Annotated in this window: 10 protein-coding genes and 2 pseudogenes; 4 read left to right on the forward strand and 8 right to left on the reverse strand. The window is 42.9% G+C overall.

All coding sequences use genetic code 11. The annotated features are described in order from the left end of the window. The 4 genes and pseudogenes from QM629_RS09380 to QM629_RS09395 all read right to left on the reverse strand — a co-directional run. Positions 1 to 1,077: pseudogene (locus QM629_RS09380) on the reverse strand (hypothetical protein); the annotation flags it as partial. A gap of 418 nt (positions 1,078 to 1,495) precedes the next feature. After that, complete coding sequence (locus QM629_RS09385) at positions 1,496 to 3,106, reverse strand: MFS transporter (protein WP_415159502.1); 1,611 nt, start codon at positions 3,104 to 3,106, stop codon at positions 1,496 to 1,498. Positions 3,107 to 3,129: 23 nt separating this feature from the next. Beyond that, entirely contained in the window at positions 3,130 to 4,287 is a 1,158-nt protein-coding gene (locus tag QM629_RS09390; RefSeq protein ID WP_415159504.1) for an HlyD family secretion protein, read from the reverse strand. Between the two features lie 44 nt (positions 4,288 to 4,331). Next, positions 4,332 to 5,639, reverse strand: coding sequence for a TolC family protein (locus QM629_RS09395; protein WP_415159506.1), 1,308 nt, complete (start codon positions 5,637 to 5,639; stop codon positions 4,332 to 4,334). Positions 5,640 to 5,799: 160 nt separating this feature from the next. Between QM629_RS09395 and QM629_RS09400 the strand changes: the two genes are divergently transcribed. Continuing rightward, on the forward strand, positions 5,800 to 6,669 hold the full coding sequence (locus QM629_RS09400) for a helix-turn-helix domain-containing protein (protein WP_415159508.1): 870 nt from the start codon (positions 5,800 to 5,802) through the stop codon (positions 6,667 to 6,669). A 187-nt stretch (positions 6,670 to 6,856) separates the two neighbouring features. After that, complete coding sequence (locus QM629_RS09405; protein WP_415159510.1) at positions 6,857 to 7,447, forward strand: porin family protein; 591 nt, start codon at positions 6,857 to 6,859, stop codon at positions 7,445 to 7,447. A 25-nt stretch (positions 7,448 to 7,472) separates the two neighbouring features. Here the strand turns inward: QM629_RS09405 and istB are convergent, their stop codons facing one another. The 4 genes from istB to QM629_RS09425 all read right to left on the reverse strand — a co-directional run bounded on the left by istB (position 7,473) and on the right by QM629_RS09425 (position 10,407). Continuing rightward, positions 7,473 to 8,243: an IS21-like element helper ATPase IstB gene (gene istB, locus QM629_RS09410; RefSeq protein WP_415159512.1), complete on the reverse strand. Its 771-nt coding sequence runs from the start codon at positions 8,241 to 8,243 to the stop codon at positions 7,473 to 7,475. Positions 8,244 to 8,289: 46 nt separating this feature from the next. After that, positions 8,290 to 8,964 (reverse strand): Mu transposase domain-containing protein, encoded by a 675-nt coding sequence (locus QM629_RS09415; RefSeq protein ID WP_415159520.1) that lies wholly within the window; start codon positions 8,962 to 8,964, stop codon positions 8,290 to 8,292. A 12-nt stretch (positions 8,965 to 8,976) separates the two neighbouring features. Next, positions 8,977 to 9,828 (reverse strand): IS21 family transposase, encoded by an 852-nt coding sequence (gene istA, locus QM629_RS09420; RefSeq protein WP_415159514.1) that lies wholly within the window; start codon positions 9,826 to 9,828, stop codon positions 8,977 to 8,979. 159 nt (positions 9,829 to 9,987) lie between these two features. Beyond that, the gene (locus tag QM629_RS09425) at positions 9,988 to 10,407 is read right to left on the reverse strand and encodes a DUF4372 domain-containing protein (RefSeq protein ID WP_415159516.1); all 420 of its coding nucleotides are present in this window, start codon (positions 10,405 to 10,407) and stop codon (positions 9,988 to 9,990) included. A gap of 289 nt (positions 10,408 to 10,696) precedes the next feature. On the opposite strand from QM629_RS09425, the gene QM629_RS09430 reads away from it, so the two are divergent. Further along, on the forward strand, positions 10,697 to 11,266 hold the full coding sequence (locus tag QM629_RS09430) for a Crp/Fnr family transcriptional regulator (protein ID WP_415159518.1): 570 nt from the start codon (positions 10,697 to 10,699) through the stop codon (positions 11,264 to 11,266). Positions 11,267 to 11,427: 161 nt separating this feature from the next. Then, a pseudogene (locus QM629_RS09435) lies at positions 11,428 to 11,902 on the forward strand (ABA4-like family protein); the annotation flags it as partial.

An 11,902-nucleotide genomic window follows, 5' to 3' on the forward strand; every position in this document is an offset into this window, starting at 1 on the left:
GGCTATAAGTTCAGTTCCGAATATACCCGGGTATGGCTCCCATTGGCGCACCGACATGCCACCCGTTCCATTGGTAAGCGTAATACTTCTTCCATCAGGATAAGTGAATGTACCATCTGCGTTACCCCAGTTCAGCGTTGCCACAGGTGTACTGGGCGCTCCGCCTGTAACGCCCCATACAGAAGCGCTGACAACCTGGGCTGTAAAATTCAATATACCGCCTTCTGTTTCAATTCTTATCTTATAGACTGTAGGAATAAAAGCGCCCAACTGAGGCAGGTAGGCCCACTCGTGGTGTTCAATTTTAAAATTGCCTTCAGGAAAATACCTTTTTTCCTTTACCAGGTTCAGTGAAAAATCCTTGTTGCCCAGTCGCATTTCATACAGGCTGCCAAATACTTCATCGAAGTGAAACCAGCCCCAGTCTTCCCATCCGCCAATTTCAGCAGCAGAGGAATCAACAGCAATATACCGTTCACGAATCCCTTTACCTTTTATTTTTATTTCCTTCCCCTGTATCCAAAGTGTACCTTGTACCCGACCAGACCAGTTGTAACCATAAGCGATGCTATGCTGCGTAAGATAGGATGGCTTTTCTTTCCCATACCAGGTTGGAAAACCAGTTCCATAGTGAATAAAATCGGCTCGTACCCCTTTTACTCTGTCTTCCAGCGTATAATGCCAGGTATGGTCTTTTTTGCAGATAACCTGGAAGCTATCTCCCAAAATAACGGTAACCTCATTCTCTTTCTTTGCTACTTGCAATGTACCGCCCGGATATATATGTTGCCCGGTGATGTTGACCGGTGGATAGTGAGCGATCTTATAAATAGATGTGGGAGATTGAATTACAGTTCCCGTATCCCAGCAAAGTTCATAATGCCACATGTCTCTGTTCTCTGCGGCAAGAATAAGCGGAGAACAGCCGAACCAGTATTTTATGCCGTCATCTCCGGTAGCTACAAAAGAACATAGCCAGTCTAAAAATGCCGCTTCCTGTGCATCTTCAGGAATGCCGTGCCCTTCTATATCAAGTGTTACTTCAGGATCATTAACCTGTTTTGAAAGTGGTTTCATAAAAGGATTTTTTAAAAATTTATTTACTGTCAAAAGTACTTGCACAACAGGTTTCAAAAAAGGTCATCAGGCGGGTAGTATTGGACGGTTTGGTGTTTTTTAAGCCTTAATTTCAAACAATGGAGAAAGCAAGCTGCGTTTTTGATCTGCCATATTTCCCACGGTTTTTCAAAAGAATAAGGCCATAGCTCAATACCAAACCGAAATTGTATTTTTAATAGCAAATGATGCTCTTTGCCATGTTCTATTTCCAGGTGATAGCAGATACAAATCCCTCAGGCGTATTTTCTGTGGGCAGTGCTTTACATACGGGTTATCCAATTGCTGGGCATGCATATACGATGCCACCACTGACAGCGCAAGTAATAAACATATCAGCAAAGAGCTGGTAAAAACCCAAAGCTTCATTTTTTTATTTTTAAAGCGATCCGGCTATTCCGCCAATGCCTTCCGAAAGTGCATTTGCCTCAGTTCCCTGCTGTACGACCTGCTTCTTCTTTCTGTTTTTCCATTGTGCCCAAAGTTCCCTGTTGTGGTCTATCCTGTCCTGGTAGTTGCCGAACTGGTGGAAGAATATAAAAGCCAAGAACGCCAGGCCTGCAATAATAACGTACCCTAACAATTTTTTGTTTGCGGCAAGCACCGCGCCCAGTTGTACAGTGCCAAAATTGCCCACAGTAGCATCCAATGATATTGTGTTCATATAAAAGTAAAAAGCCAGGTTGTTAACGCTTTGAACCTGCAACGCATACTGTGCCCAATTGAAAAAGCCTGTGAAGAAAGCTGTGCAGATAATGCTTCTGAACACCATAACCGGCGCCACGGAATACAGCATCTGTTCCTGCGGTACCTTTGATAGGGTATATACCCATAATGATATAAACAGGCCGCCCATACCATAACCGTTGAACAACTGTGGCAACAAAAAGCCTTCTATATTAAGTCCCGGAACCATCATCAGGTATAACATCGTAAAATAAATGATGTAAGCGCCAAAACAGGAAAAGATATACATCTTCAGGGGTATTTTATTTTTTGTCCAGTGGAATGCCACCAGCCCGGCAACCATTATTCCTGGCAGCATCATCAGGCTGAGCGATGCATTATGTATCCAGTTATACCCTAATATAGCGGTAGTATAGATAGACTGTATAGAAGATGCGCCCATGAATATTCCCTGTCCAATTAATAGCAGCAGCCCAGTACGCACACTGCCAAGCCTGTATATCTTAAACATCAGCAAGGGCGATTTGATCATCAGTTCCCTGGCAACCAGGCATACAGCCGTTACGATCATAGCCAACGTTGCATAGCGGATATTGGGGGAATGGAACCAATCCTGCTGCTTGCCGAATATGACCACGTAGGAGAAGCACATCAGCGGCGTGGCGAATAATACAATTGCCGGCCAGTCCAGTCCTTTCAGGGGCATTTTTGGTGCAAACCGGAGGTTATGCATAACAACGATGCACAACAGTGCCGTAAACAGGAAAAGAGCGGCTGAATAATGATGCAGCATTTGCCAATTGCCGGCCTGGGCAAACCTCGCTATATATGGGCTGCATAACTGCCCGGTACCGATAGCTATCGGGTAAAATTTAGCATAAAAAGTTCCATTGTCACCTTTTGGGCTGAGGATACCCCGTATCGGAAGCACTACTTCCACCATGCCGAACATCTTCATAAAACCAAATAAAAATGATGCCGCTACGATCACCTCAGGTGAGGTGGCTGTGGCTATAACGATAGACAAAACTGCCATTGTAAGAAGGGATGCGAGCATTAGTTCCTTTGCACGAAAACGTATCTTTAAACGCATGATTAAAGGGATGGCAACGCCCATACCGATAGTTCCGGCAAAGGTTGCCCACGTAAAATACTCGGTTATAATTCCGGTACTGCTTACCATAAGCCCGATATTAGGCGAGTAAACGGGGTTCGTCGCCAGCAGTATCAGCAGTATCAGAAAATACAGCAGCACCATTACCGGTTTGGGTACCCAATCTTGAAATAATCCTTTGTTATACATATCGTTTTGATTACAGATGTCCGTTAATCCTTCAGGAAAACGTTCATATTCATGCCTGCCCTAAGTTTTTGAATATCTTCAGCTTTATTGCTGGTAGTAAATTCAATGCGGACAGGGATGCGTTGCTGCACCTTAACAAAGTTTCCTGTACTATTATCTGTGGGTATGTAAGAATACCGGGCGCCCGTGGCAGCCGAAATAGCGGTTACTTTTCCCTCAAACTCCTGCGCTCCAATAGCGTCCGCCGTCATTTTTATTTTCTTTCCAATGGTAATTTCAGGCATCTGGCTTTCCAGAAAATTGGCAGTTACCCATTTATTCCCGTTAAGTACAATGGTTGCCACCTGCTGACCGGGTTGCAGCAACTGGCCCTCATTAATTGCGCGGCGCCCCATTACGCCATCATAAGGGGCCGTGATTACTGTATAGGAAAGGCTCAAACGGGCCATGTCGAAGGCTGCTTTGGTGCGTTTTATTTCTGCGTCATTTAAGGCAAGCCTTGATTTGGTTTCAGCAGTGGAGAGGCCGGCTGTTTCTTTCTGATTAATGAGCGCTTCATACGAAGCTTTTGCCACGTCGAATTCCGTTTTAACCTGGTCGTACTGGTATCCGGTCACCGCTTCTGCATCCATCAGATTTTCATAGCGCTTGAGATTTTTAGCGGCGTTATCCAGCCGGGCTTTGGCGCCGGTAATATTTGCTGCCGTTACATTAATGTTATTGGCTATTGTGTTCACCATAGAGGAAGTTACGTGCCTAGAAGCCAGGGTATTCTGAAAGGCAGCTTCTGCCTGTGCTACCTGTGTATGTATTTCACGGTCATCCAGCACCACCAGAGTATCGCCTTTTCTGACCGGCTGGTGTTCGATAAAACGTATTTCCCTGATGTACGCTGAAACCCGGGTATTGATCGGGTTGATGAATTCCTCAACCTGTGCAGCATTAGTGAAATCTGTTTCCCCGATATGGAAATATTTTTTCGCAATCCAAAAAAACAAGCCGGCAACGATAATAAAGGTCAATAAATTAACAATGCCTGCCTTTAACCTGTTTTTCGATTTGGTGCGGGTATCTTCAACGGTTGCTGGCTGTTGCTGTACCGGCCTGGTATTTGATTGCCCCTGCCGGCTTTCTCTCATTTCAGGAGCCTGATGTGTATTGTTATTTTTTTCTTCAGACATAATTTCTATCGTTGATGTGTTACTGTTTTTCTTAAGGATTTTTTCTATAAAGCCCCGGCTGTTTTCAGCAAAGTGTAATATTGAAAAAGCACGCCTGCCTGTGCATTGGCATACTGCATTCCGGCGTCGAGTTTAGCCGCCGCCGCATCTGTCATCTCAGCGGTAATAGCCAGTTGGTTCAGGTATTTTGCTTCAATGATCTTGTAGTTCTCATTAGCCAGTTGTTGCGCTTTTTCCATCAGCTTTGCCTGTTTTACCGCTTCCTGATATTGTTTATAAGCAGCCGTTATATCCATTTCTACATTCTGGCGGCTTAGTTCAAGGGTATTGCGGGCAACTTCAGCCTGCGTCCTGCCTGTTTTAATTTTTTGGCCTGTCTTAAACAGGTTATCAATATTATAGCTCAGGGCAACCCCTGCCTGCCATACACCACTGTACATATCTACAGGAGGCAGCACCTGGGTAATGGGACGGGCCAGGTTATAACCGGCAAAGGCTGAAAGGGCCGGATAACGCTCTGTTTTTATAATATCCACATGTTTTTCAGCAATACTGATATTTTTTTCTGCAGCAAGCAGGAAAGGATTATTTTTTTGGGCGAGCGCCATATAATCGGCGAGCGCCATCACGCCAGGCTCCGGGATGTTCCCGGCTGGCTCTATCAGCACATCATGTGGCAAACCCAGTGCATAACTCATCCGGTTGCTCAAAATGGAATGGTTATTTTCAACTACGGCAATATTTTGTTCCAATCCCTTTATTTGTAGCTGGGCGCGGATGATTTCATTACGCGTTACCATATTTTCTGCATACAGTTTGGTAATGTTGGCAAGGCGCTGTTCAGCCAGGCTTTTGTTTTGAAGCAGTACTTTTTTCTGGTTAAGCAGTTTAAGTATATCCAGGTAATTGGATATGACAAGAAACCTGATGCTTTGTTTATCTTTTTCCAGGTCCAGTTCAGCAAGCTGCGCCTGCAGGTCGCTCATTTCTACCGATTTTTTCAGCACGCCTCCTTTATAAAGAAGCTGGGATGCCTGCAAGGCATATCCGTTACCAAACGGGGGCATGTCAAAACTGCCTTCACTTTTAAAACCGGGGCTTAACAAAATGGCATTGCTTAAATAGTAGGCATTGGCTGAAAATTCAATAGTTGGTAACTGCTCAAGCTTTGCATCTCGCACTTTGTCTTCACTAAGCTGCACTTTTGCCCGGCCTACTTTGAGCTGCTGATGGTTTTCCAAGGCCAGGCTAAGGGCTTCCGGGATACTTAATTTACGCACCACATTTTCCTGCCCATAGGCAATAACTGTCAGCAGGTAAAGACAGCAGGAGATTATCAATTTGAACTTCATTTTTCTGTTTCAGCTTTACGGGTGCAAAACTATTTGCAATATTTCCCCTAAAAAGATCGTAACTGATGATATATTGGACTATTTAGCGTATTTTATGTTGTTTACATTCTCTTTTGATTAGCCTCGTTAAATTTATTGTTTAAGTTTATCAAAAAATATTATGAAGAAATCTATTTTGCCTTTTAACTGGCAGGAACAGCTAAGTGGCCTGGAAGCAGATTCAATTGGCAATGATTTTATACTGATTGATAAGCCGCTCATATTGCCCACATTTAACTATCCTTTTAAAGTGGATGTTACAACAGGCATTATTTGCCTGAAAGGAACCACTTCCGGAAGGATCAACATGGAAAGGATAGAAACCAAATCCCCGGGATTTATCATTATTATGCCAGACCAGATATTACAATACGAATATGTAAGCGAGGATTTTTCAGCGCTTTTTATAATTATGTCCAGCCGTTTCACAGAAAGCCTGAATATTGATGAACGTTTTCCGGCATTCATGTCTATACAGAAGCAACCGTATATAGAATTGACTAACCTGGAACTGGAGGCCATTACCGATTATTATACGATGCTTAAGCGAACAATAGCACAAAAAGACAATCCATATTGCTTGGATATATTAAGATACCTGACCAAGGCCTTTTTTTATGCATTTGGATATGATATACATATACGCCGGCAAAAAGGTGAAGAAAAAAAAAGCAAACACCAGGTGCTGGTAGAGAAATTCCTGAACCTTGTTCAACACCATTACAAAGAAGAAAGGAGCCTTAAATTTTATGCTGGTAAATTATACCTTACCCCAAAACACCTGTCCAAGGTGGTGAAAGAAAACAGCGGCATAACCGCCAGCGAATGGATAGACAACTACGTAATTCTGGAAGCCAAGGCCTTGCTCAAAACAACGGATATGACCGTGCAGCAGATAAGCGACCGACTTAATTTTCCTTCACAGTCCTTTTTTGGAAAATATTTTAAACGCCTGGAAGGTGTTTCACCAAGCGAGTATAAAAAGAATTGACCTCAATTATTTGTAAAAAGGATAAAACGCATTAGCAATTTAATTTACATGTTATGGCAATATATTTCATCTTTTATGGTCAATTTAATATTAAAAACGACTTTTCATCCAATAATACAGTCATTATAGCCCTTTTTACTTTCTTTTTCAGAATATTTTTGTTGTATTCAAATCAAAAACAATAAAAATGAAAAAGACAATTTTATTAGCTGTAATTATTCTGACAGCCCATGCGGGATTTGGTCAAAGTCCCTGGAAAAGATTTCACTTCGGCATAAAAGGCGGAGCAAACTACAGTGATTTTACAAATGCCGGCTTTGAAACAGAGGGGTTAACGGGGTTTCACGGTGGGCTCATCGTTAACTTTGACATTACCGACAGACTGTCAATCCAGGAAGATTTTCTTTATTCTACACAAGGGGCAAAAATCAAAAACGGGTTTTCTTTAAAGGATCAGGACCTGAAGCTTTCTTACCTGTCTGTTCCTATCGTGTTAAAATACCATTCCAATATCGGGCTGTATGGTGAAATAGGTGGCCAAGCTAATATGTTGCTTGAAGACGCCAAGAATACCGGTTATAAAGATTTTGCAGAAAAAATTGATGCAGGTGCGGTTGCTGGGATCGGATACCAGTTCAAAACAGGGCCGGTAAAAGGGCTGGGCATTGGTGCAAGGTATTACTATGGATTCACTGATGTGGGTAAATTCACTTCTTCGTCCATTGGGTCAGATTTCAGAAATAATGTACTCCAGGCCAGCGTATTCTGCATCTTTTGATGTCCGGAAAATAAAGATGCAAACTTTAAGAAAGGCAAAAGAAAAACCGGATACCTTCATATAGTGGTGCAACCATTCTCATAGACTCACCTTTAAGCGATATCCTGTGGGCGTTTGCTGTCAGCCTGTCGCATATTGCGTCAGCATGCGTAGGGTCATTTATGTAATCATACCATTTATCTGCAGGAAGTTGTGAAGTGATGATGGTAGCGCCGGCGGCATAGCGGTCTTCCAGTATTTGCAGCAGTGTAATGCGCATATCGTGGGTAAGCGGCTGCAATCCAAAATCGTCAAATATCAGCAGGGGTGTTTTGGATATCAGGTTAAGCAGCTTGATGTAAGTTCCATCCAGCCGCGCAGCGGCAAGTGCTTCAATAAACCGGTTCATAGAAAAGTAAATCGTCCTGTATCCTAACATACAAGCCTGTCTTCCGATAGCGCAGGCCAGGTAGGATTTTCCACAGCCGGTAGCGCCGGTTATTAAAATATTTTCTGCCCTGTCAATAAAACTCCCATCACAAAACCCAGCCAGTTGTTCTTTGGTGATGCCTCGTTGAGCGGAGCAATTGATTTGTTCCGGAACAGCATTGTAACGCAGTTTAGACAACCGGAGGCAGAGTTCTGTACGCCGGTGCGCTCTGTAAGATAGTTCTGCTTCTGCAAGCTGTGCTGTAAGCAGGTGCGCATCAGGTTGTTCATGGCTGTGCAGTTGGGTAACCGCCTCATACCTTGCCGCCATACCATGCAGCTTAAGCTGGTTGAAGTGCTCTAATGTTGCTGTTGTGTTTGTGTTCATTGTTTTTACTGTTTTATTTTTTATTGAATGAATGATTGAATAACGGTTATTCTTTGTAAGCATCCGGGCCACGTACATTATCGTGCGGGGGTGTTTGAAAGAGCTCCTGCTGTGTGGGATGGGATTGCCTGTCCAGGTTGTTTTTGAGTATGTTGTTAATGGTGCGGTAGTTGAATACTTCGCCCGCAAGGGCGCAGGCGGCTTCCAGCCTGCCATTGCCATAGCTGAGTGCCAATCTTAAAATACCCAGGCAGCCATTATAGGTTTGTTCGGTAAACTGTTTGCCATGAAGCATCCCTTCAATATAACTGCGGGTATGCGTTCCTATTGCAGCGGCTTTTTGTAAAAAATAATCGGCTGTCCAGCCACGGCGCTCAAAAAAGTGCTGATGCCCTTCAGGCATGTGTTCTTTTACGGTGGTGTATCCATGTTTTTTATAACTGCGTGTATGGATGGCTATGCGCTGGAACTGCAGGTATATCTCTACCATACCGGCATCATACACTGCTGTTACTGTTTTGCCGATATATTGGTGGGGCACGCTGTAATGATGCCAGTCTTCCCCGAGAGTAATATGATAGTTCTTCTGAACCTTGGCCTGAACGCGGTGTTTCATCACAAACTTAGCGGCAGGCAGTGGCTGCAGCAGGTGAAGCTCTTCTTTTGTAAAAGCATCTGAACGGCTGTAATCCTTTCTCTGGAAGTTTGTATGATGATGGATGTTTAACTGTTCCTAAATGGCTTTGTTCAAAGTATCCAGGCTAAAAAACACCTGGCCGCGCAGTGGGGCATATATACGCCGGTAGGTAATCTTTACATCATTCTCCACAGGCGCTTTGTCTTTAGGTTTGGCTACCCTGGCAGTGGTGATAGCTATATTGTAATGCTGCGCCCATTGATTGAAGGCTTCTGTAAAGGCCGGCTCATAGCGGGATGGTTTTACTACCACCTGCTTCATATTATCGGTTTTAAGGCTTTGGGGCACCCCGCCAAAGAAAGACAGGCAATCGCCCAGCGCATCTGTTAGCTGCGCCAGCGAAGCATTGGGCAATGCTTTTACAAAGCTATATCCACTATACGGCAATACACAAACCAGTACAGGGCAACTGATCACTTCGCCGCTAAAGCGGTCAACATATGACAATGCTTCCCCTGCAAAATCTACCATCACCACTTCTGCAGGTTTATAGTCGAAGCGCATGGACGGGCTTACCGTCCTGCGGTACTGCGAAAGCAGTACGCAAAACTGTGTGTAGCCATAACCTCCGGGGTATTCTTTTAAGTACTCCTGCCAAAGCAACCGGCGGGTAACGCCGGTACGTTTACGCTCGCTTAAAAAGTAAGCAGCCCGCTGGCTGAAATCTGCTTTGCGGGCATCTTCTGTTATTTGTTTTATAGGGGCATATACAATGGAAGCGAGCGCAGCATCATCCAATAACAGCAGCTCATTAAAAGAACCCGGATGGTTTTTTAAGCGGACGGCATAAGCAGTAAGGGCAGGGCGTGATATGTTTAATTCCCTGCTGATGGAACGAAGGGAATAACTTTTTGAAAGATAACTGATAACGGAACGTATAAGGTGCATTGTGATCACTTTATTGGGCATGCTTTGCTTTTGAGTGCAAAACAAAGCCCGTGATAAAATGCCCTTACGCCATTAATGAAAGTGGTAAACTTTACGCCGTATTGTCAGTGCAAAAAACTAATAACCTGTGGTAAACTTTGCCGCGAAATAATTGGTAAACTATGGTGCGAAATATCCAAGTATATAAAGTTTGCTGGCAATGCTTTGTTTCAACAGGCTGTCCGAGATAATGTGTTTGTATTTTTGATAGAGGCTTTGGTACAATGTGCCAAAAACATCGCTTGTTCTTTTTTTATTGCCATCGCTGAGGGTACTGCGGGCTGGTACTTTTTTCAGGTTCAGGTGGTTGAGCTTGCCATTGCACAATTCAAGCCCGGCCTCAACTGCACGCAAGTTGGTGCACCTGGCAAAAATGTAATACAGCATGGTGGTAAGGTGGTCTTTGAAACAGAGCTTCCTGGAAAACTTGTCGGCCTGGTGGGTTTTGCAGGCCGATTGTATCAACGGTCCGTCTATCAAAGAAAGTACCTGCGTAAATATCGGCTGTCCGACATAATCTGTAATTTTATTGTTCGTCATTTTTTATAGTGTAGTAACTACAAAAATGATAAAGGGTGGCCATTCAGCCACCTTTATTTTAAATTATCTCGGACGGTAATATTTGCGAAACAAAAAATATTATTTTCAGTGCCCTTGTTGCCTGTCCCTGGAATATCTTTTTAACAATGCCTGATGCAATACCGGCAAAGAATATTGCAGCGAAGAGAATACCTTTATTAATCCAATGAGTGGTTGAGGCTGCTTTTTCTGCAGGCTATTCAGTTTGAAAATTATACACTGCCATTAAAAAAGAGGATCTTTTAAACAGATGTTTCAGCAAATTAAAGCCTACTATAGAACGCTTGTTCCGGCCATTACAGATAAAAGCTGGAATGCGATGGAGGAATGCCTTATCGTTCAGCATTTAAAGAAAGGAGATTTCTTTGTTAGAAAAGATGAGATATGCCGTCACGTATGTTTTATTAACAGCGGGCTGATGCGTTTGTTTTATCTTGAAGATGGCAAAGAAATATGCACTGCTTTTATAAGGGAAAATAATTTTATAAGCGAATATGCAAGCTTTTTAACGCATGCCCTGGCTGCACAATACATGGAAGCTTTGGAAGATTGCGAGCTCGTAAATCTTTCTTTTACCAACATGCAAAACTTATATAAACAACATCCTGTTTTTGAAATATTCGGAAGAAAGATTGCAGAACATCTTTACTTATTGCTTTCAAAACACAATACGATCTTGCGTGCTTATACGCCGGAGCAGCGCTACTACTTCCTGCTTGACGAGGAACCTGAACTTATTCAACGCGTTCCTCAATATATGATTGCTTCATTCATAGGCGTCACACCTGAACATTTAAGCCACATAAGAAATAAGCGCTGAGTTTGGCGGCCTTGCTTTTTACTGTGTTTGCAAAATTTTTATGTGGATTATTTATTTATTGATAAATGTCAACGAAAGCAGGCTGCGTGTAAAAGAAATTTGCTGAAGAAATTACAGCTATGCATCCCGAACAAATATTTACAGCAGTAAATATGCTTGCAATGGCAGGATGGATCATTCTTATTTTTCTTCCATTCTGGCAGGCCTCCGATAAGTTTATAACAAGTATAATCATTACACTAATGTCACTCGTATATGCCTGGCTGATGTTTACCACATTTAAGCCTGCAGATATGGAAGGCTTTAGCTCAATAGGCGGTGTAAAGAAACTTTTTTAGAATGATAAATTGGTTGTTGCAGGCTGGGTGCATTACCTGGCTTTCGACCTGCTTGCAGGCATGTTTATTAAAAAGAATGGTATTCGCTATAATATAAATCATTGGTTGCTCATCCCCTGCATGTTGCTTACATTTTTGTTTGGCCCTGCCGGGCTGCTGTTATTTCTTATCCTAAGAAGCTGTCTAGAAATGATTTCAGGAATTTTGTATAGTAGCAAAAACAGCTATTTTTTATTGGCTTTGACATCAAATTCAGCGAAATCATCCAATTTTTTCTATTTAAAAATGGCAATGGTGA

The organism is Parafilimonas sp. (genome assembly GCF_047606085.1).
GTDB lineage: Bacteria > Bacteroidota > Bacteroidia > Chitinophagales > Chitinophagaceae > Parafilimonas.

Coding starts and splice junctions, on each gene's coding strand:
- QM629_RS09385 (WP_415159502.1), bottom strand. CDS start 3,106: ATGTATAACAAAGGATTATTTCAAGATTGGGTACCCAAACCGGTAATG.
- QM629_RS09390 (WP_415159504.1), bottom strand. CDS start 4,287: ATGTCTGAAGAAAAAAATAACAATACACATCAGGCTCCTGAAATGAGA.
- QM629_RS09395 (WP_415159506.1), bottom strand. CDS start 5,639: ATGAAGTTCAAATTGATAATCTCCTGCTGTCTTTACCTGCTGACAGTT.
- QM629_RS09400 (WP_415159508.1), top strand. CDS start 5,800: ATGAAGAAATCTATTTTGCCTTTTAACTGGCAGGAACAGCTAAGTGGC.
- QM629_RS09405 (WP_415159510.1), top strand. CDS start 6,857: ATGAAAAAGACAATTTTATTAGCTGTAATTATTCTGACAGCCCATGCG.
- istB (WP_415159512.1), bottom strand. CDS start 8,243: ATGAACACAAACACAACAGCAACATTAGAGCACTTCAACCAGCTTAAG.
- istA (WP_415159514.1), bottom strand. CDS start 9,828: ATGCACCTTATACGTTCCGTTATCAGTTATCTTTCAAAAAGTTATTCC.
- QM629_RS09425 (WP_415159516.1), bottom strand. CDS start 10,407: ATGACGAACAATAAAATTACAGATTATGTCGGACAGCCGATATTTACG.
- QM629_RS09430 (WP_415159518.1), top strand. CDS start 10,697: ATGTTTCAGCAAATTAAAGCCTACTATAGAACGCTTGTTCCGGCCATT.